The 22286-nt window shown below is 47.2% G+C and carries 13 protein-coding genes, 3 rRNA genes and 1 riboswitch; of the genes, 14 read left to right on the top strand and 2 right to left on the bottom strand.

The annotated features are described in order from the left end of the window. Positions 1-73: 73 nt before the first annotated feature. Together QFZ78_RS26005 and QFZ78_RS26010 are read right to left on the bottom strand one after the other, a co-directional pair. Complete coding sequence (locus QFZ78_RS26005) at positions 74-1084, bottom strand: sensor histidine kinase (RefSeq protein WP_307551865.1); 1011 nt, start codon at positions 1082-1084, stop codon at positions 74-76. Beyond that, positions 1077-1772: a response regulator transcription factor gene (locus tag QFZ78_RS26010; RefSeq protein WP_307551866.1), complete on the bottom strand. Its 696-nt coding sequence runs from the start codon at positions 1770-1772 to the stop codon at positions 1077-1079. The genes QFZ78_RS26005 and QFZ78_RS26010 overlap by 8 nt, the downstream gene beginning before the upstream one ends. A 161-nt stretch (positions 1773-1933) precedes the next feature. Between QFZ78_RS26010 and bcp the strand changes: the two genes are divergently transcribed. From bcp to chrA, 14 genes are all read left to right on the top strand, one after another. Beyond that, positions 1934-2431: a thioredoxin-dependent thiol peroxidase gene (gene bcp / locus QFZ78_RS26015; protein ID WP_307551868.1), complete on the top strand. Its 498-nt coding sequence runs from the start codon at positions 1934-1936 to the stop codon at positions 2429-2431. Positions 2432-2516: 85 nt separating this feature from the next. Further along, entirely contained in the window at positions 2517-3887 is a 1371-nt protein-coding gene (locus tag QFZ78_RS26020) for a PepSY domain-containing protein (RefSeq protein ID WP_307551870.1), read from the top strand. Between the two features lie 159 nt (positions 3888-4046). Further along, complete coding sequence (locus tag QFZ78_RS26025) at positions 4047-5288, top strand: MFS transporter (RefSeq protein ID WP_307551871.1); 1242 nt, start codon at positions 4047-4049, stop codon at positions 5286-5288. A gap of 156 nt (positions 5289-5444) precedes the next feature. Next, positions 5445-6890 carry a polysaccharide deacetylase family protein gene (locus QFZ78_RS26030; RefSeq protein ID WP_307551872.1) on the top strand — a complete coding sequence of 482 codons (1446 nt, stop codon included), beginning with the start codon at positions 5445-5447 and terminating at the stop codon, positions 6888-6890. 64 nt (positions 6891-6954) lie between these two features. Further along, the gene (locus tag QFZ78_RS26035) at positions 6955-7932 is read left to right on the top strand and encodes an AAA family ATPase (RefSeq protein WP_307551874.1); all 978 of its coding nucleotides are present in this window, start codon (positions 6955-6957) and stop codon (positions 7930-7932) included. 10 nt (positions 7933-7942) lie between these two features. Next, a complete protein-coding gene (locus tag QFZ78_RS26040) occupies positions 7943-9157 on the top strand; it encodes a DUF58 domain-containing protein (RefSeq protein ID WP_307551876.1) in 1215 nt (404 codons plus the stop codon). Continuing rightward, positions 9144-11573: a transglutaminase-like domain-containing protein gene (locus QFZ78_RS26045; protein ID WP_307551879.1), complete on the top strand. Its 2430-nt coding sequence runs from the start codon at positions 9144-9146 to the stop codon at positions 11571-11573. Before QFZ78_RS26040 ends, QFZ78_RS26045 begins: the two co-directional genes overlap by 14 nt. 163 nt (positions 11574-11736) lie before the next feature. Then, complete coding sequence (guaA, locus tag QFZ78_RS26050; protein WP_307551881.1) at positions 11737-13275, top strand: glutamine-hydrolyzing GMP synthase; 1539 nt, start codon at positions 11737-11739, stop codon at positions 13273-13275. A 95-nt stretch (positions 13276-13370) separates the two neighbouring features. Continuing rightward, a riboswitch (purine riboswitch) is annotated at positions 13371-13471 on the top strand. A gap of 137 nt (positions 13472-13608) precedes the next feature. Further along, a complete protein-coding gene (locus QFZ78_RS26055; protein ID WP_307551884.1) occupies positions 13609-15012 on the top strand; it encodes an NCS2 family permease in 1404 nt (467 codons plus the stop codon). A gap of 410 nt (positions 15013-15422) precedes the next feature. Beyond that, a 16S ribosomal RNA gene (locus QFZ78_RS26060) occupies positions 15423-16964 on the top strand. A gap of 243 nt (positions 16965-17207) precedes the next feature. Continuing rightward, positions 17208-20124 (top strand): 23S ribosomal RNA (locus tag QFZ78_RS26065). Positions 20125-20192: 68 nt separating this feature from the next. Next, positions 20193-20309 (top strand): 5S ribosomal RNA (gene rrf / locus QFZ78_RS26070). The 16S, 23S and 5S rRNA genes sit together here, the layout of an rRNA operon. Before the next feature lie 508 nt (positions 20310-20817). Then, positions 20818-21408 (top strand): chromate efflux transporter ChrB, encoded by a 591-nt coding sequence (gene chrB / locus QFZ78_RS26075; RefSeq protein ID WP_373461070.1) that lies wholly within the window; start codon positions 20818-20820, stop codon positions 21406-21408. Next, positions 21405-21938: a chromate efflux transporter ChrA gene (gene chrA / locus QFZ78_RS26080; protein ID WP_307551886.1), complete on the top strand. Its 534-nt coding sequence runs from the start codon at positions 21405-21407 to the stop codon at positions 21936-21938. Before chrB ends, chrA begins: the two co-directional genes overlap by 4 nt. Positions 21939-22286 lie beyond the last annotated feature (348 nt).

The raw sequence follows: 22286 nt of genomic DNA on the forward strand, positions 1-22286 counted from the left end.
TTTATTATAAAAAGCTTCGCATCCTTTTTCCTTCGATTGAACGAACAAAGAAGAAAGGCATGTGACAATGTTGTCACATGCCCGTAATCCGGACGGTTTCATTTGGTTGTGGAAAGGTGAGCGTGAAGGTTGTTCCCGCGCCTGCTTCTGAATGTACAGCGATATGGATGAGCAAGGCCTGCGCCGCTTTTTTGGCCAAATATAAGCCCATACCTGTAGCAGCGCTGTCCTGATGCCAAGTCGTAGAAGTAAAGCCTTTATCAAAGATACGAGGCAGATCCTTGGGGTTGATTCCACGGCCGTGGTCTTTTACCTCGAGCACCGTACGCTCATGCTGCTGGAAGCTCTTTACTAGGATATCCAAAGAGTCGCTGTCGCAGTATTTCACTGCGTTCGTTAAAAGCTGTCGTAGAATAAAGGCTAACCATTTCGCATCGCTAAGCACTTTCGTGACTTCGAATTGTACGTCAAAGCCAATTCCTTTTTGGATGCACCAGGACTTCAACGTCTTGATCTCCATATAGATAAGAGCTTCAAGATCTACGTGCTCGATATATAGGTCATTCTCCATAGAGGGTAAACGTTTTTGGTGAAGCTGCTGGTCAAGCAGTAGATGAATCCGCAGCCATTCATAGGTCAGAGCAGCTTTCATGGTTTCATCTTCCAAGCGGTCAATCATTAAACGCATGGCCGTGAGAGGTGTCTTCACTTCATGAATCCAGGACAACAGTTCGTCTTTCTCTTGTTCTAACGCTATCTGGTGTCGTGAGGCGATTTGACTCAGCCGCTCAGTCAGGCTCGTCATACTCGTCTCGACAATTTGCTCAAAGGGGCTTTCAGCATCGGCGATACTTGAGAGATCGAGATTGTTTTCTCGTTCTTCCAATTGCTTATAGAATTTCGTTTCTCTGTTGTAACGGATCGTCAAAAAGATGGCAAACAAGGTCGTAAATAAAAAAACAATATATAGAATAGGGGAGAAGGGAATCTCATAATCGAGATAAGCGATAAAAAGGAGCATTCCTTGCCCAAACAGAAACAGCAGGATCCAGCTTTTCCTTTCCATAACATATTTCTTAATCATGAAAAGAGGACTCCTCTGCTGCGATGTAACCCTGACCGACCTTCGTTTCGATAAAGCGGCCTAAGCCAATCTCGTCCAGCCGTTTCCGCAGCCGATTGACATTCACGGTTAAGGTATTGTCGCTTACAAAACGCTGGTCATCCCATAAGCTGTTAATCATGTCTTCCCGACTCACGATCGTGTTCTTATGTTCAATCAACAGCTTGAGGATATAAATTTCATTCTTCGTCAACTCAATCGAGCCTGCTTGATTAGTAACCGCATTTTTCTCGTAATCAACCGTTGCGCCGCACCATGTTTTGAGCTTGATGGATTCCGTGTTGTAGTTATAGACACGCCTGAGAATGGCTTGGATCTTCGCAATGAGCACATCAAAATGAAAGGGTTTCTGAATAAAATCATCCGCTCCCAGCTGCATAGACATGACCATGTCAGTGGGGTGATCGCGTGAAGACAGAAATACAATCGGAATGTTGGAATGGGTCCGAATCGTCCGGCACCAATGAAACCCGTCAAATTTGGGCAGTTGAATATCAATGATAACTAAATCAGGTTTTAGGGCAATAAACTCTTCAATCACTCTGCTAAAATCCGTTATGCCGTGTACATCGTATGACCATTTGGCCAACCTGATCTTGATCTCCGTGAACAGGGTTGCGTCATCTTCAATGAGCAAGATCTTAAACAATAGGAATCACTCCACTTGAGTCGAATTTCTAAACCTCATTGTAATGGAAAATAGCGGCTTGTGCTATTCCGGAGTTTTTGGAAATGGAGGTTTGATGTTCCCACCTCAAATGGCGCATAATGGATATACCTAAGAGTGGTTAAATAGAGGAGAGAACATAAATGAGCAAAAAGATACAGAATGAGATAGAGACAGCCAAGCGACTGGCGCCCTCATTTACACTACCTGCATCCAACGGGGAAAAAGTATCCTTAAAGGATTTTAAAGGGAAGAAGCTTGTCATTTACTTTTACCCACAAGACAACACGCCAACCTGTACCCAACAATCGTGCGATTTTCGTGACTATAATGGTAAGTTTGCACAGCTCGGTGTGGAAGTAATCGGAATTAGCCCAGATGAGCTGAAATCCCACGATAAGTTTATTGCGAAGTATGAACTGCCGTTCCTACTGCTTTCTGACCCTGACCATCAGGTAGCTGAGAAGTTCGGTGTTTGGGCACTAAAGAAACTATATGGCCGTGAGTATATGGGGATTATTCGTTCAACTTTTCTGATTGATGAAAAGGGATATATCGTCAAGGAATGGAGTAAAGTGAGGGTGAAGAATCACGTGCAGTCGGTTTTGGATGCTGTAATGGCATTGAATGCAAGTCGTTAATACGCAATAAAGATCGTTGGAACTTTTTTACAAATCACTCGTCTAATCAATTGCAAGGGAGAAAATTTGTGAAGAGGGGAAAGCGATGAAAAAGAAGCTGATTGTTTCGATATTGTCTATTTTCATGGCTTACGGAAGTACAGCGTACGGGGCCGTGGAGGAAACCCATTGGGTGATGAAGGAGCTCAAGGACTATAAGCAGTACATCGTGCCTTATAGGGACAACGCTTCGACACAAGGTACGATCACGCAGAAAGAGTGGGATTCATTCCAGCGAAATGTGCTGGACTCGGGCAAGCTGGATAAACCCATACTGCTCGATGATTGGGCGACGGCTCTTAAAATGGCGGTGGATTTGCCGGAAAAAAATCGTGATGCCTGGATCAGTATGTATGTTCACGGCCTGGGGCAAGGGACGGAGATTACCCGTGAAAATGCTGTCGGAGGGATGGTAAAGCTATTAAGCGGTTCTTACATTAAGGGGAGCTGGTCTGCGGAAGAAGTAAAGCCGGCAAAAGCGCTGCTGGATCACCAGGATATCAGCGATAAGCAGCGAGGTCTGGTTGAGAGTGCGTATATCCAGGGAATTTTGGATGATTCGGTGAAAGAAAAGTTTAGGCCGAACGATAAGCTGACGAATGCCGAAGCCATTTCTATGATGTTTCGGGTAATGGGGGAATTGGCGTATGACAAGCCGGATCTGCCGGCAGATCATTGGCTCAGTGAAGAGCTAGAGTCTGCCTACCAAAGCAGCAAGCTTCCAAAGCCGATGCTTAAGGTGCTGCGCCGTGCTTTTCAAGATCCGATGAACGTCGAACGCAATATTCCTGTTGCTTTGTGGCACGAAATGCTCGTTTCAGGGCTGCCGGTGCCTGCCTATATAAAGGAGAAAGCGTTTATGTATACGCTTGCCTATGATAAGGATGGAGGAATACTACGGGACAGAGCGGTAGTCGGAGTAACTAAGCTTGGGAAAAATCCAAGAAGCGCAACTGCGGAGGAAAAAATGAAAGCTGAACATGCGTTTGCAGATTATGGCGCTGCTTTTGACTCCGATAAAATCGCTGTTGCCTATGGAGATGGCCTTTTGGAGGGACGGAACGGTCAAAGCTTCGGCGTCCACGGTTACCTAACCTATGCTGAGGCGGCTGCCCTTGCTATCCGTGCAAGCTTAAGGGAGGCTTTGAACGATACCCCTTTGCTAATTGATGAGAAGAACGCATTGCAAATAGCCAAAGAAACGGACCCCGATTCTGAAGCCGAATGGACAGTAACCTTCAAGAAGGGGCTGGTGCTCCATTACAACACAAACAGGTTAATCTATGACGGATGGGTCGTAGAAGCGGTCTATCCAGCAGGAAACAAAATGGTTGTGTATATTGATGCCAGAACGGGTAAAATCATGGTCCTTGGGGAGAATGAAGCTCCTATAGGGGAAACAGAGGAGTCAAGCTGACAGACGAACTGCCATCTTACGACGAACATCGTAGGGTGGCTTTCTTTTTTTTATGATTGACAGCGATTGATTTATTAGTGAGGATACGTATAAGGGCAAAGCTTGCTATACTAGCTGCACCGAAAACAAAACCACCTACCTTGAAAGGATTTATCTCACATGTGGATGATGCTCAAAGACCGAAGAATGATGTTTCTCATGATAGCCAACATCTTATCCTCGATCGGCTCAGGAATAACCATGATCGGCGTGCCGTGGCTGTTAGTGAATCGATCCGGGGGAAGTGAAATCTTTGGATATGCGACGCTAGCATCGACAATCATACTTTTCTTCCTATCGCCGCATATCGGCGTATATATTGACCGCATTTCCCGAAAGAAAATGCTGCTGGGAAGTGAAGTTGTCGGCGGATCAGTCACGCTGCTATTTGCGCTATGGGGATTAAGTGCGGGGCATTTTGAAACTTGGCAGTTGATCGTAATTTATTTTAGCGGTTCTCTATACTACAACGTTCACTTTCCAACCCAATTCGCATTTACGCAAGAGATCTTCTCGAAGGAGCAATACAAAACGTTAAATTCCATCCTCGAGGTTCAAAATCAATCCACATCGATGATCGCGGGCGGCTTGGCTAGTCTACTGATTGACCATATCGATTTTGCGTGGATTCTATTAGCGGACGCGATGACTTACTTTTTAGGTTTTGGCTTATTTTTGCTTATTCCCTATATCAAAAACAGGTCTGTCACTGCAAACGGCGCTGTTTCCATGTTGTCGAATATCAGAGAAGGCTTTGCTTATTTGAAAACGAGACCGCTATTAGTTATGTTTTTCCTTTGCGCGCTGATGCCGTTTCTTTGTGTGATGGTCGGTAATTATCTTTACCCCGTCTATATCACAAGTGTCCTCCATGGAGGGGCCAATGTTCTCGGGGCAGCAGATATGATTTTCGCCATAGGAGCTGTCGTGGCAGGTTTAACAGTCCCACTGCTCATGCAGCGTTTGGGTTCCTATTATACAACGATTCTTTCGTTTGTCATTTTCAGTCTGTCGATTGTTTTCTTTTACGTGTTTCCTCTAGTCTCTATTTTTCTCTTATTTAAAACGTTGAACGGATGGGGGAATGCGGGGAGTCGCGTAGCGCGTAATACGATTTTGATGGAAATGGTGCCAAATCATTTGATCGGTCGTGTGAATAGCTTTTTCAACACTGTAGGGATGGGCATGCGAGTTCTACTCATTGGTGTCTGTACACAAATTGTTTCTTTTCAAGGCGCTAGGACGGCTATTCTTTTACTCGGAGTCTTATTAGTCGTTAGTTTCATAGGTCTTATTGGCAGCAAGCCCTTGTTTAACGTGGCAGCGCAAACGAAAAATGAGGCTGTACCGCAAGAAATTTAGCAATAATTTGAACAATTACAGATCAAGTCATTTCACTAGAAAACTATCCTTCTCACTCAGAGAGGGGTAGTTTTTGTTTTAGAGACATACTCTTGATGTTTCTCCCATATAATCTATCAGCTAGCAAAATGATAGAACAAGCGGAGGGATCATCGGATGCGTTTTCAGGTACAACGTGCAACCATCAGTCAGAAACGAGTTCAACTTTCAATGGTAATCCTTTTACTAGTTTCTCTATTTTTCTCAACAATTTCGGTAAAGGCGACAGAGAACGATGGGTACTCCGCACAAGTACAGGAAGGACAGGACCTTTATCAGAAGCTCAAAACAGGTAAGCGCCCGCAGAGCGAGAAGACGTATGAAACACCGGAACAGCCTACCGTTTACTTGACCTTTGATGACGGTCCTAGCAAGCTGACGAGTCAGGTGCTGGATATTTTAGATAAAGAGAATGTGAAAGCTACGTTTTTCGCACTTGGCGAACAAGCTCAGGCATACCCTGCATTGGTCAAAAGAATTGTGCAAGACGGACATACCTTAGGCAATCATTCCTATAATCATGTATATAAAGAGCTGTATAGCGATTTCCAAACCTTTTGGGACCAAATCCAACGTAGTGAGGACTTATTTGCTAGTTTGGCTGATACCAGACCGCAATTAGTACGAGCTCCGGGGGGTACATATACGAACTTCGATGCGTATTACTACTATTTGCTGGATCAAGCGGGTTATTCTGTGATGGACTGGAATGTAGACAGTGGTGATTCCAAAAGATTGCGTGTACCCGCGAATGAAATTTGGCAAACGATTAAGGGATCACCGCTCGAACACGAGATCAACATCCTGTTTCATGATGGCAGCGGGCATGAGTCGACGGTAGAGGTATTGCCCCAAGTCATCAGCTATTACAAAAAATTAGGCTACGCTTTCGCTCCCCTTACTACAAAGGTTAAGCCCAAGCAATTCCCAGTGGGTAAGGCGAAATGGTCAAGAAACATGAGCTTGGCTCATTTCCAAGAGCTACTGAAAGAAACACAGCAATATGCCTTAGCGCATCCGATTCAGGCGGATAAAGATCAGAAGGATGCTGAACTGCATCTTGCCCAACAAACCGCAGTAGCTAGAGAAGAAACGGCACAAATTCTCTCCGCGCAGGCGGCGTTACCGCTGCAAGTTCATGTGGCTGGAGGCAGCAGCTTTACAATTGAACCTACAGAGTATCAGCTGCGTGCTAACCGGATTGAAATGCCGCTGCGCTTTCTCATAGAGAAAATAGGCGGGCAAGTAGAATGGCAGGCTGAGAAGAAGACAGCGAATGCACATTTTGGTGTTTATGATTTGGAATATGATTTATCCACTAGAAGCATTAGAATGTATACCCTAGGTAATAGCGTAGCTACCTATTCATTAGCAGATATGGATTTGCAAGACGGTAAGATCATCGTTCCTTTACGAAAAACCATAGATTTACTAGGCGGGCGAATTACGAATACGGTCATAGAATCAGATAAGCGAGAGGTGTCTGTGGCTTTACGGCCGTTTTATATATTTAAAGAGAATAATAGTCTTCTGAAAAACTCTCTATTTGCCATGGGAGGGTAATGTCTAAAATAGTAGAGGGCTGGAAAAACTAGAAGCATACCCTTATAAAGGAGGCTTCTTGTCTATGCAGTCGAAAACCCGAATATTCGATCAGCCGCAGCCTCTCGTGGAACGGATGATCATGAACGTAGAGAAAGTGATTGTTGGAAAGAGAGAGACGATAGAGAAAGCGTTCGTTGCTATGCTGAGCGGCGGTCATCTTTTGCTAGAAGACGTACCCGGTGTTGGGAAAACGATGCTTGTACGTGCCTTGGCTAGGACGATTGGTTGTGAGTTTAAGAGAATTCAGTGCACGCCTGATTTATTGCCGTCTGATGTAACCGGTGTGTCTGTATTTAACGTGAAGACGAATGATTTTGAGTTTCGCCCTGGACCTCTAATGACGCCAATCGTATTGGCAGACGAATGTAACCGTACCTCACCGAAGACACAATCTGCTTTCTTAGAGGCGATGGAAGAGAAGCGGGTTACCATTGACGGGGTCAGCTATGAATTGCCGAAACCTTTCGTCTTATTAGCTACGCAAAACCCAGTGGACTATGAAGGTACTTATGCGCTACCGGAAGCTCAAATGGATCGTTTTATGATGAAATTGTCACTTGGTTATCCGACGCCGGAACAAGAAATTCTGATGCTGGATCGCCTACAGGATCGCCAGCCGCTGGATCACTTGAAGCCTGTTATTGTACAGGATGAGTTTGTGCAATTGCAAAGAGAAGCAACCATGATTCATGTCGATAATACGTTAAAAGATTTCATTGTTCGTCTGGCCTTGGCAACTAGGGACCATGCTGATTTGTACTTGGGTGCAAGTCCAAGGGCATCCTACGCCTTAATGCGTGCTGCGCAAACGTCTGCTTATATGAAGGGCAGAAGCTTCGTGGTACCGGATGACATCAAGGATTTGGTGCTGCCGATCTGGATGCATCGGCTCATTCTGACTTCTGAAGCACGAATGACCGGCAAGTCGGCGGATACGATTTTGACAGGTTTACTTGCTTCCATGCAAACTCCAGTTCTCCGTTACGTTTCGGCGAAGTAGGGGCCAACATATGAAAAGCTGGGGTAAAACGACACTGTTGGCTGTGGGAAGTGTGCTGTCTATCATTTTGGCGTATTGGCAAGGTGGATTTGCCGCTTGGTATTTAGGAATTTGTTTAACATTAATATGGGTCCAGGCTGGACTATTTTATGTATTCGCATTAAAAGGACTAACCGTTAACCGGCAGTTGTCAGGCGAAGTTTTCGTGTCGGGTGAAGATGTTACCATCACTTTGCAAGTTGGGCATCGTACATTATTGCCGCTGCCTTGGATGATCGTTAAGGAAACATGGGTACATGAAGGAAGCGGGGGGAAGCTGAGCTATAGCAAGCTGCTTTTCCCGGGGTTTCGATCAGCCTTAATCCTCCATTATAAAATGACGAGTCTTATGCGAGGCGTTTATCGTTTTGCAGGCTTTGAAGCAGTGACCGGTGATTTATTTGGTTTTGCTGTTCGAAAAGCATATCGTGATGATCTTCACCGGTGTGTTGTTTATCCAAGACCAGATTCTTTGACCGGAACCGGCATGAGGTTTCAATCGGAGGATGGTGATGTGCCTACTATTCGTGGCCCTAAAGTCGATACTCCGCTGATTAGCGGTGTTCGTGACTATGTCAGCGGTGATCCCTACCACCGCATCCATTGGAAATCCACAGCCAGGCTGAGCCGGCTGATGACCAAAGACCCCGAGCAAGCATCCTCCGCGAAGCAGATGCTGCTGCTCGACGCGGCGCCTGCGGCGGGTCCAGCTGAGGCGGCGCAGCCGCTGCTGGAGAAGGGCGTCGCCCTAGCGGCTGGCTTCTTCGAAGCCGCCGCTGGCGGACGCGAGAGCTGCGGCTTCGCCAGCAGCTCGGGCAGCAGGCGAATCGCGCCGACGATTCGCCCTGATCTAACGCTCGCGTACGAAGTACTCGCGAGCGTAGGCGGCAAGCCCTCCCTTACCTTTCCTGACCTCGTCAGGAAAGAGGCGGCGGACTTGCCGCTGGATGCGTCGATGCTGTGCATCACATCGACGCTGGACCTTGCGCTGGTGCGCGCGATCGCGGATGCGCGCACCAAGCGCCGATCCGTGCACGTGATCTACGTGCACGCGCGGCCCTCCCTCTCGGTCGCCGAGCGAGAGGGGGCTTCTCAGCTGCAGGCCGTAGGCTGCAGCTTCACGGAAGTGCCGCACCCGCGGAGCCAGTGGCCAAAGCAAGGAGGTGTCGCGGATGCAACCGCTTGAACCTAACCGCGCGCCGCGCGCTCTTTCACGCCCTTTACGCACTAGCGCTGACTCGTCACGCTTGAAGTCTCGCTCTTTAAGTACTAACTCTTTAAGCACTGACTCTTTAAGCACTAGCTCTATACACGCAAGCGCCGAGCCCGCAGCCGCTATCCCATCAAGTCCAATCTTCCATTCAAGCGCCATCTCTAACGCACAGTCATCATCGCCAATCACCAACACCTTTTTCCGAGACAGTCTAATCTCGCTGCTGCTCTTCCTGCTGCTCTCAGAATGGCTCCGTCCTCTAGCCTGGATGGCCGATGCCTCCATTCAAATCGGTCCCATTCTTGTAGTATTTGCGACGTGTATCGCCATAGACTGCTTCAAGGTTCCTTATGTTTGGGGATGGACAGCCAAAAGTGTCATTATCCTGCTCTTCATCGGCTTTATGTTTGACCGTGAAGGTTTTCTAACCGGAGCGTGGATCATCGATTTGGTGAGGATCATTTCTCAGGATTTGGTTCAAATCGTTCAAGCTCATTTCGACCTTATCAGTGGTCAAATGCGAACACTGCTCTTTCTATTAGGTTGGTCGCTCCTGATTTCTGTGGTGCAGGCCCTAATGCTGCAGAGACAGCATAGTCTTTGGTTTGTCGCAGCCACACTCATTTATCTCGTATTCTTACAGTTGGTGCTTGGCGCGGATACGGTTCAAGGGATTATGCGCACAATAGGATATGGACTACTTCTGTTATCGCTGCTCAATCTCTCAAGGATTGAACAAACCTATGGCATCACTTCGGTGCGTTCGGGAGGCGTTTTTCAATGGATTGTAGTCAGCTTGCTAGTTGTAAGTGCGCTAGCTAGTGTAGGGTGGTACTCGGCAAGGCAGGCGGAGCCTACTCCTCTCATGAAACCTGTGAGCTGGGCGTATGTATACGATCGCATATTTGAACTCTACAAGGAAGATACGGGGGCGAAAGGTGCTTTTGCTAGGTCTGGATACGGTCAAGACGACTCCTCCTTAGGCGGTCCACTCCAGGTGGACACGACCCCAGTATTCACAGCCAGAACATCCGAATTAACCTACTGGCGCGGAGAATCCAAAAGCTTCTACGACGGCAAAGGCTGGACTGAGCCCAACCAAACGCTAGAGCCTTACGTTTCTACTAATCAGCCTGTAACAGACCAGTCCGTGATGCAGGAAATTTTGTGGAACACCAAGTCACCAAATAATCAATTGTTTGTGGGTGGGAAGTTACTGAGCGTTGATATGCTTTTGAGCGAGAAGGGGAAACCGCTAACACCGAGCAGCCTCCTTACATCTAAATCTAATGGTAAAGTAACTCTGCCCGAGATTATGGATCCTTTGTCTTATTACAAAATAACTATCCAACCCGTGCAGGAAGATCCCTCGGTACTCAATACAGATATGGGCAGTTATCCCTCTGACATTACAGGGGAATATCTCCAACTTCCAGCTGCTTTGCCGCGGTCTGTTCGCAGCATTGCCGAGCAAGTGACAGCGAATCGTTTGACGCCATATGCCAAAGCGGTTGCGATTGAGCAGTATTTAAGCAATACCTATACCTATAGTCTCGAAAAGCCAACGCATCCAAGCCGCAATGAGGACTTTGTCAGTCACTTTCTGTTCGTAGATCGAACAGGGTATTGTGATCATTTTTCAACTTCGATGGTCGTCATGCTTCGTTCTGTCGGAGTGCCTGCCCGCTGGGTAAAAGGTTTCGCTCCAGGGACACTGCTAGCATCTAGCAACGGTGATGGGCTCAAGGAAGTCATGGTTCGCAATCAAGATGCGCACTCATGGGTTGAGGTTTATTTTCCTTCTATGGGGTGGGTGCCGTTTGAGCCTACGCCGGGCTTCTCTCGTATTTCGTCCGACCATCCGAGAGAAACCTTGACGACAGCTGCCATGGAGCAAGCGGCGATGACAGCTTCACTCATGAACATTCCCGCATCAACTAAGTTTGCAACCAATCCAAGTGAGTGGCTTCATGCAACGAAGGATAAAATCGTCAATTTTGCAAAGCCTTATAGGGAAGCTTTCATTGTTCTAATCGGATGTTGTCTCCTTCTTGTGGGTGTTTTCGTTTTACTTAGGCGAAAAGGTTTCCTAGTCAATACGCTGCTGTATTTTCCAAATTACAAAAGCCAGCAGGGCAACTCACACCCCATGACACCTTATATGGATCGTTTATGGATGCAGCTTTTTCGAAAATACGGCGCAAAACCCGCGAACCTGACGGTGCGAGAGTACGTGACAACTCTAAATTTCAATGATCAAAGGCAGAAACAAGCGCTGCTCGAATTTGCCTTGATTTACGAAAGTGTCCGCTATGATACGGCCAATTCACTGACCTACACGAAGCGGGAAATCACCACGATTTGGAAAGCCATTCAAAAGACACATTAAACCCCTTTACATCCTAGGTACCTAATGTTTAAAATTAGTACCTATAAATAGTGATAAGCGGACAAGGGGGCCCCAAAAAGAGAAGATAGGCTTTGTAGTCTATCCCATTGCTTTTCGGGGAGCCCCTTAAACCTCAATTGCTATGAATCTAGGAGGTCGGATAATGAGTAAACCGAGTGAAATGATTGTCGTATTAGATTTTGGAGGCCAGTACAATCAACTGATTGCTAGACGAATTCGTGATTTGGGCGTTTACAGTGAGCTGTTACCGTTCAATACAACTGTTGATAAAATTCGTGAGCTTAACCCTAAGGGGATTGTGTTCTCTGGCGGTCCGTCGAGCGTATACGGTGAAGGAGCTCCCGCTGTCGACGCAGGAATCTTTGATCTGGGTATTCCAATCTTGGGTATTTGCTATGGCATGCAGTTAATTGCTCACCAACTGAATGGTAAAGTTGAACGCGCTCATACGCGTGAATACGGTAAGGCTGATCTTTCATTTACGAATGAAAGCCCGCTAGTGAAAGGGTTAGAATCCAAACAAACCGTGTGGATGAGTCACGGCGATCACGTCTCTATCCTTCCTGAAGGCTTCGTCATAGAAGCAAGCACGGATTCTCTTCCGATTGCGGCTATGAGTAACCGCGACCGTAACATTCATGCGGTGCAGTTCCATCCAGAGGTTCGTCACTCAGTACAAGGGAACGAAATGATTAATAACTTTATATATGGCGTCTGCGGGTGCGAAGGCGATTGGACGATGTCCTCTTTTGTTGAAGACATGATCAAAGAGCTTCGTCAAGAAGTTGGTGACAAGAAAGTACTATGCGCACTTAGCGGCGGCGTGGATTCATCGGTTGTTGCTATTCTGCTGCATAAAGCGATTGGTGCTCAACTGACGTGTATGTTTATTGATCATGGTTTGCTGCGTCAAGGTGAAGCGGAGAGCGTTATGGACACCTTTGTTGGCAAATTCGATATGAAAGTGGTCAAAATTGATGCACGTGACCGTTTCCTCGGCAAACTTGCTGGCGTAGACGATCCCGAGCAAAAACGTAAAATTATCGGAACAGAATTTATTCGTGTATTCGAAGAGGAATCCAGTCAGTTCGATGACTTTACTTTCCTAGCCCAAGGTACTTTATACACAGATATCGTGGAAAGCGGTACAGCTACTGCTCAAACAATTAAATCACATCATAACGTAGGCGGACTGCCGAAAGATATGAAGTTCAAGCTTATCGAGCCGCTCAAAACACTGTTCAAAGACGAAGTGCGTAAAGTAGGCGAGGAATGTGGCCTTCCAGCTGCAATCGTATGGAGACAGCCTTTCCCAGGTCCTGGTCTAGCCATTCGAGTTCTAGGTGAAGTAACGGAGGATAAGCTGAAAATAGTTCGTGAATCCGACGCCATTCTGCGCGACGAAATTGCCAAAGCAGGCTTAGATCGTGAGATCTGGCAGTACTTCACAGCACTTCCGGGCATGAAAAGCGTGGGGGTTATGGGTGACGCAAGAACTTACTCTTATACCGTAGGTATTCGTGCTGTTACATCTATTGATGGAATGACAGCTGACTGGGCGCGTATCCCTTGGGACGTGCTAGAGAAGATTTCGGTTCGTATCGTTAACGAGGTTGAGAACGTGAATCGTATCGTTTATGACATCACGTCTAAACCGCCTGCTACTATTGAGTGGGAATAATATAAATCACTAGTAAAAGACGAACGTTATGGGAGAAAATACCCTAGTATCGTTCGTCTTTTTTTATTGACATCTGGTTATTTCCCAACTAAAATGTGTTATGGATAACAGTTTTTCGTATAATCTCGGGAATTGGCCTGAGAGTTTCTACGAGATCACCGCAAATGATCTGGCTACGAAAAAAAGGAACGGAATCCGTATGAGTTTCCACGTGCACCTTTACACATGGAAGGCAGCTCTCATATGGATAGCTCCTTTTTCGTACCCGGAATCAGGCATTATGATTCCGGGTTTTTTGCTGTTCCCCACATTCGTTTTAGGAGGAGTAGGAAAATGGATCGCTTTTTTAAATTGAAACAAAACGGCACGACAGTAAGAACTGAAATCATGGCGGGGATAACAACCTTCATGACGATGGCTTACATCCTTGCAGTAAATCCGGACATTCTGAGTGCTTTTAAATCGGGGGCTACCGGCGGTGACTGGACTTCGATTTTCTTGGCTACAGCGATTGCTGCGGGTGTAATGACGATTGCAATGGGGTTATTCGTTAACTTTCCAGTTGCACTAGCTCCTGGGATGGGCTTGAATGCTTACTTCGCGACCATCATTTTAACTTCGCAAGGTAAATTCACGTTTTCAATGGCTTTAGCAGCCGTATTCATTTCGGGGATTATTTTCATCATTCTTACTGTCACCAGAGTCCGCCAAACACTCCTAGTGGCTGTTCCAGACAGCTTGAAGCATGCGATTACCGTGGGTATTGGTTTGTTTATCGCAATGATCGGTTTCAAGAACAGCGGCATCCTAACCGTTGCTGTTGAAAGTGGCAAAGATATTAAGGCACATCAATTTACAGATGTACTTTCATTTGAAACTGTGTTCCACATGGGTTCATTAGAAGATAAAAGCGTAATTTTGACGATCATCGGGATTTTGTTGATTTCTATCTTTATGGTGCTTAGACTGCGCGGCGCTATCTTGTTTGGTATTTTGGCTACAACAATCATTGGATATTTCATGGGTATGGTTAATCTCGGTACTTTGACTAGTGCAGAGACAACATGGATTCCTGATTTGTCCAAGCTTCGTTTCGCTGATTTTGATTTTGCAGGCATTATGACAACTGGGATTATTTCCGTTATCGCTACATTTACGTTTGTTGAGCTCTTTGACACATTCGGTACGATGGTTGGAACAGCAAATCGCGCTGGTATTATGAAGAATAAAGAAGAAGGCAACAAGCGCGTAGGTAAAGCCATGTTCGTGGATGCCATTGGTGTTAGTGGCGGTGCGTTGGTTGGGACAAGTACCGTTACTGCTTTCGTAGAAAGCGCAGCGGGTGTAGCGGAAGGTGGACGTACAGGTTTAACGGCGGTAACTACAGGCGTATGTTTCTTGCTTGCCCTGTTCTTAGCTCCGATTGCCATGTTGGTTCCTGGTTCTGCGACAGCGGCAGCGTTGATCGTGGTTGGTGTTCTTATGGTTCAATCCATTCGTGAGATCGACTTTCAAGACTTTGTTCTGGCGATCCCAGCGTTCCTTACAATCGTATTGATGCCTTTCACTTACAATATTGCGAATGGTATCTCCTTCGGTATCGTTACGTATGTTGTTCTGGCGGCGGCTTCTAACTTAGGTGGCAAAAGTCAGACGCGTTATCCGATTCACTGGTTAATGTGGGTACTGGCGATTCTAATCCTAGCTCGTTACATCTTTATAGGAAGCCAAGGTTAAAAAGGCTCAAGCTCTGGTGCATTACGCACTGGAGCTTTTTTTATTATTAATGAAACGAAGAGATTCTTTATTTCGGATTAGGGGGGGGACGTCGTCCAGTTAATACGTTTCCATATTTTTCAAGGTATAAAAAGCTTGCAATCAGTTTGTGGATTTGTTATATTACTCCTTGTCGCTTCGGCGGTCGAACGAAAGAACGAAAGAAATCAAAAAAAGTTCTTGCAATCGAGTAGGCTGATGTGGTATATTAATCGAGTCGCCTTTGAGGGGCGAAGGATTAAAACGAAAGAAATTGATCTTTGAAAACTGAACAACGAGTGAGTAAGCACGAACGAGAAATCGTTCAAAAAAGAGATTGCAAAATCTCGCTAGCAAGTCAATGAGCAATTAAGCTTTCAAATAGTTTTACTATTATGGAGAGTTTGATCCTGGCTCAGGACGAACGCTGGCGGCGTGCCTAATACATGCAAGTCGAGCGGATTTATCCTTCGGGATAAGTTAGCGGCGGACGGGTGAGTAACACGTAGGTAACCTGCCTATAAGATCGGGATAACTATCGGAAACGATAGCTAAGACCGGATAACTGGTTTTCTCGCATGAGAGAATCATGAAACACGGAGCAATCTGTGGCTTATAGATGGGCCTGCGGCGCATTAGCTAGTTGGTAGGGTAACGGCCTACCAAGGCGACGATGCGTAGCCGACCTGAGAGGGTGAACGGCCACACTGGGACTGAGACACGGCCCAGACTCCTACGGGAGGCAGCAGTAGGGAATCTTCCGCAATGGACGCAAGTCTGACGGAGCAACGCCGCGTGAGTGATGAAGGTTTTCGGATCGTAAAGCTCTGTTGCCCTAGACGAACAGCAAGAGGAGTAACTGCCTTTTGTGTGACGGTATAGGAGAAGAAAGCCCCGGCTAACTACGTGCCAGCAGCCGCGGTAATACGTAGGGGGCAAGCGTTGTCCGGAATTATTGGGCGTAAAGCGCGCGCAGGCGGTCAATTAAGTTGGGTGTTTAAGCCCGGGGCTCAACCCCGGTTCGCATCCAAAACTGGTTGACTTGAGTGTAGGAGAGGAAAGTGGAATTCCACGTGTAGCGGTGAAATGCGTAGAGATGTGGAGGAACACCAGTGGCGAAGGCGACTTTCTGGCCTATAACTGACGCTGAGGCGCGAAAGCGTGGGGAGCAAACAGGATTAGATACCCTGGTAGTCCACGCCGTAAACGATGCATACTAGGTGTCGGGGATTCGATTCCTCGGTGCCGAAGTTAACACAGTAAGTATGCCGCCTGGGGAGTACGCTCGCAAGAGTGAAACTCAAAGGAATTGACGGGGACCCGCACAAGCAGTGGAGTATGTGGTTTAATTCGAAGCAACGCGAAGAACCTTACCAGGTCTTGACATCCCGATGTAACACCTAGAGATAGGTTCCCTCTTCGGAGCATTGGAGACAGGTGGTGCATGGTTGTCGTCAGCTCGTGTCGTGAGATGTTGGGTTAAGTCCCGCAACGAGCGCAACCCTTGATCTTAGTTGCCAGCACTTTGGGTGGGCACTCTAAGATGACTGCCGGTGACAAACCGGAGGAAGGTGGGGATGACGTCAAATCATCATGCCCCTTATGACCTGGGCTACACACGTACTACAATGGTCGGTACAACGGGAAGCGAAGCCGCGAGGTGGAGCCAATCCTTATAAGCCGATCTCAGTTCGGATTGCAGGCTGCAACTCGCCTGCATGAAGTCGGAATTGCTAGTAATCGCGGATCAGCATGCCGCGGTGAATACGTTCCCGGGTCTTGTACACACCGCCCGTCACACCACGAGAGTTTACAACACCCGAAGTCGGTGGGGTAACCCGCAAGGGAGCCAGCCGCCGAAGGTGGGGTAGATGATTGGGGTGAAGTCGTAACAAGGTAGCCGTATCGGAAGGTGCGGCTGGATCACCTCCTTTCTATGGAGACTCGGATCTGATAGATCCAGTCAAGTGCGAAAGCACAAACAAGCTTACTCACTCGTGTTCAGTTTTGAAAGAGCAATCTTTCAAAAGCATTACAGTTGTTCCTTGAAAACTAGATAACGAAACAAAACGTAAAGTAAGAACTTAGGTTGCTTGATTCTAACGAATCTTGCAAAAATCTTTAAAGTTTTTTCAGCTTAGGAGAGACTTTAGCTAACGCTAAAGGTCCCTATAAATGGTTAAGCTAGAAAGAGCACACGGAGGATGCCTAGGCACTAGGAGCCGAAGAAGGACGTGGCGAACGACGAAATGCCTCGGGGAGCCGTAAGCAGGCTTTGATCCGGGGATGTCCGAATGGGGGAACCCAGCTGTGGTAATGCGCAGTTACTCTATTGTGAATACATAGCAATAGTAGAGGCATACCCAGGGAACTGAAACATCTAAGTACCTGGAGGAAAAGAAAACAAAAGTGATTCCGTCAGTAGCGGCGAGCGAAAGCGGAATAGCCCAAACCAAGGAGCTTGCTCCTTGGGGTTGTAGGACCTCGTTATGGGGTTAGTTCGGTAGGCGAAGTGATCTGGAAAGGTCCGGCATAGAAGGTAAAAGCCCTGTAGCCAAAATCGAACGAAACCCCTAGAGGTATCCTGAGTACGGCGGGTCACGTGAAACCCCGTCGGAATCCGGCAGGACCATCTGCCAAGGCTAAATACTCCCTAGTGACCGATAGTGAAGCAGTACCGTGAGGGAAAGGTGAAAAGCACCGCGGAAGCGGAGTGAAAAAGAACCTGAAACCGTGTGCTTACAAGAAGTCAGAGCCCTCTATATGGGTGATGGCGTGCCTTTTGTAGAATGAACCGGCGAGTTACGTTCCCGTGCGAGGTTAAGTTGAAAAGACGGAGCCGCAGCGAAAGCGAGTCTGAATAGGGCGCTTTAGTACGTGGACGTAGACCCGAAACCGTGTGATCTACCCCTGTCCAGGGTGAAGGTGAGGTAACACTCACTGGAGGCCCGAACCCACGCATGTTGAAAAATGCGGGGATGAGGTGGGGGTAGCGGAGAAATTCCAATCGAACTCGGAGATAGCTGGTTCTCCCCGAAATAGCTTTAGGGCTAGCCTCGGATGTTGAGTTGTGGAGGTAAAGCACTGATTGGGTGCGGGGCCCGCCAAGGGTTACCAAGTCCAGTCAAACTCTGAATGCCACAAACTTAAATCCGGGAGTCAGACAGTGAGTGCTAAGATCCATTGTCAAAAGGGAAACAGCCCAGACCATCAGCTAAGGTCCCCAAGTGTGTGTTAAGTGGGAAAGGATGTGGAGTTGCACAGACAACCAGGATGTTGGCTTAGAAGCAGCCACCATTGAAAGAGTGCGTAATAGCTCACTGGTCGAGTGACTCTGCGCCGAAAATGTAACGGGGCTAAACACGCCACCGAAGCTATGGCTTGCACTTTAGTGCATGGGTAGGGGAGCGTTGTATGTACGTAGAATTCTGACCGTAAGGACAGGTGGAGCGCATACAAGTGAGAATGCCGGTATAAGTAACGAAAAGATCAGTGAGAATCTGATCCGCCGAAAACCTAAGGGTTCCTGAGGAAGGCTCGTCCGCTCAGGGTAAGTCGGGACCTAAGGCGAGGCCGAAAGGCGTAGTCGATGGACAACAGGTGGAAATTCCTGTACCACCGTAGCCGTTATGAGCGATGGAGTGACGCAGAAGGATAGTGACGCGAGCTGATGGATGCTCGTCCAAGCAGTGAGGCTGATGTGTAGGCAAATCCGCACATCGTAAGGCTGGGCTGTGATGGGGAGGGAAATTTAAGTACCGAAGGTCATGAGTTCACACTGCCAAGAAAAGCTTCTAGCCAGGCGAAGGTGCCCGTACCGCAAACCGACACAGGTGGGTGAGAAGAGAATTCTAAGGCGCGCGGAAGAACTCTCGTTAAGGAACTCGGCAAAATGACCCCGTAACTTCGGGAGAAGGGGTGCCTCGGTAGGGTGAATAGCCCGAGGGGGCCGCAGTGAAAAGGCCCAAGCGACTGTTTAGCAAAAACACAGGTCTGTGCGAAGCCGCAAGGCGAAGTATACGGGCTGACGCCTGCCCGGTGCTGGAAGGTTAAGAGGAGTGGTTAGGGCGCAAGCCCGAAGCTATGAATTGAAGCCCCAGTAAACGGCGGCCGTAACTATAACGGTCCTAAGGTAGCGAAATTCCTTGTCAGGTAAATTCTGACCCGCACGAATGGCGTAACGACTTGGGCGCTGTCTCAACGAGAGATCCGGTGAAATTTTAATACCTGTGAAGATGCAGGTTACCCGCGACAAGACGGAAAGACCCCATGGAGCTTTACTGCAGCTTGATATTGGACTTTGGTACGATCTGTACAGGATAGGTGGGAGCCTTTGAAGCCTGAGCGCCAGCTTGGGTGGAGGCATCGTTGGGATACCACCCTGATCGTATCGGAGTTCTAACCTGGTACCGTGATCCGGTATGGGGACAGTGTCAGGTGGGCAGTTTGACTGGGGCGGTCGCCTCCTAAAATGTAACGGAGGCGTTTAAAGGTTCCCTCAGAATGGTTGGAAATCATTCGCAGAGTGCAAAGGCATAAGGGAGCTTGACTGCGAGACCTACAAGTCGAGCAGGGACGAAAGTCGGACTTAGTGATCCGGTGGTACCGAATGGAAGGGCCATCGCTCAACGGATAAAAGCTACCCTGGGGATAACAGGCTTATCTCCCCCAAGAGTCCACATCGACGGGGAGGTTTGGCACCTCGATGTCGGCTCATCGCATCCTGGGGCTGAAGTAGGTCCCAAGGGTTGGGCTGTTCGCCCATTAAAGCGGTACGCGAGCTGGGTTCAGAACGTCGTGAGACAGTTCGGTCCCTATCTGTCGCGGGCGTAGGAAATTTGAGAGGAGCTGTCCTTAGTACGAGAGGACCGGGATGGACGTACCGCTGGTGTACCAGTTGTCTCGCCAGAGGCATCGCTGGGTAGCTATGTACGGAGGGGATAAGCGCTGAAAGCATCTAAGCGCGAAGCCCCCCTCAAGATGAGATTTCCCAGTATGTAAGACCCCTTGTAGACGACGAGGTTGATAGGTTCGAGGTGGAAGTGCAGCAATGCATGCAGCTGACGAATACTAATCGGTCGAGGGCTTAACCAATAAACCTAAAATTCTAACTTTACGCAAGTTTCGTATCTAGTTTTCAAGGCGCAAACACGCTTTGACTGTTTGGTGATGATGGCGGAGGGGACCCACGCGTTCCCATCTCGAACACGACCGTTAAGCCCTCCAGCGTCGATGGTACTTGAACCGCAGGGTTCTGGGAGAGTAGAACGTTGCCAAGCACAAAAGAAACCTTACAAGGAGAAATCCTCGTAAGGTTTCTTTTTATATATTTAAAACCCTAGAAGCTCCTATTTTGCTCAAGATCTACCCAAACCAAGCCACATCCTGAGAATAAGAGTCTCTAATGACTCTTATTCCCGCAGAAATCACCAAAAATTCATAAATAACAGTCTCTAAAAGCTCTTATTCTGCGCAAAGTAGCGCAAATCAAGCCCCATCCTACAAATAAGAGTCTTCAAAGACTCCTATTTCCACAGAAAGTACCATAAATTCAAAAATAGCAGTTTCTAGAGACTCTAATCTTGTTTAACGTCTACCCACACTAAGCACATTCCCCCCCCATTTACAGCTTTTACACAATTTCAAGCCAAGTCCCAAGAATTTGAAGAATCTTTGTCATTTTTACAAAGATGAGAAAAGAATCGAATGAATCCTTTCAACTTATATTACAATAAAGCTTAGTTTACTTTATTGTTAATGGTGTTACAGAGATAGGAGTGATACATAGTGGGAAATGCCTATGTTCAGATAGGTATGGCGATGTTTCGGACGGGGATATTGGGATATGGCGGCGGGCCGTCGATTGTGCCGTTGATACGGTACGAGGCGGTCACGAGGTTTCAATGGATGAAGGATGAGGAATTCATGGAAGTGCTGGCGATAGCTAATACACTTCCCGGACCGATAGCAACGAAACTAGCAGGGTATCTTGGGTATCGGCTCAAAGGGGGATGGGGAGCAGCGATTGGTGTTTTAGCTCACATCGTTCCTACCTGTGCAGCAATGGTGGGGTTGTATTCGTTCATTAATTTCTTTAGTACATCCCAAGTGATTAAAGGTATGATTGCGGCGGTTGTGCCTATTGTCGCGGTGATGTTAGGGGTCATGGCGTATGAGTTCGGGGAGAAGGCGATTAAAGGCTTGGGTTGGGCGGCAGGCCTCACATTTTTTGTTATTTCATTCTTGCTGCTGCAGATTTTCTCTGTGCATCCGGCTATTCTAATTTTTATGTTTTTACTATATGGGGCTTTCCATCATAAGCTAAAGGACAAGTGGACGAAGAACAAGAAGCGGCTTGGCAAAGGTGATGGCATATGAGTGAGTGGTGGCATTTGCTTGTTAGCTTCTTTCTAGCTAATGTGTTCGGATACGGAGGAGGGCCTTCGTCGATCCCGCTCATGTATCAAGAGATTGTTCCTAATCATGCTTGGATGACCAGCAGTGGATTCTCGAACATGTTAGCGTTAGGGAATGCGCTGCCTGGACCGATTGCTACGAAAATTGCCGCATATGTTGGCTTTCAAATCGGTGGTTGGGTCGGTGTTCTAATTGCAGTGGCTGCAACGGTTGTTCCTTCCATTATTGCACTCATCATTTTGCTGAATATCCTGCAGAAATATAAGCAATCATCGGTAATCAAAGGAATGACACTGCTTGTCCAGCCTGTTATCGCGATCATGATGGTGTTGGTCACATGGAGCAGTATGGTGGAATCAACGAAAACAATAGGATACTTGCAGTTTATTGGTATTGCCGCAGTTGCTTTCTATCTCATTCAAAAGAGGAAGATTCACCCTGCGTTTGTGATTGTGGCTGGTTTCATTTATGGTGGTATATTTCTTTCTTAATTTTAAAGAAATGCATAGCTAAAGGGGCACTCTTTGTAAAAGAAGTGCTCCTTTTTAGATTTTTCGTAAGTTAATTTAACGTTATCTTTGGCAATAAGCACAAATGAATGCTCATTTTTCGTTAGATACCCAAAGTTGATGTCATGTTAATTGACGTGAAAGTCAGCCCAACAGTATAGTGAGGAAAGATACATAAACTGATTTCCTAAAAGTATGGACTTATGAGATATCCAACATATAGTTTCCAGTAACAGCAGATCCCAAAATGGGAGATGCTGTTTTGAATATATAGGGGGGTTTAAAGGACGAGAAGGAGGGGGCTTATTGCATAAAACGGAGGGTTATTCA

Source organism: Paenibacillus sp. V4I5 (assembly GCF_030817255.1).
GTDB lineage: Bacteria > Bacillota > Bacilli > Paenibacillales > NBRC-103111 > Paenibacillus_E.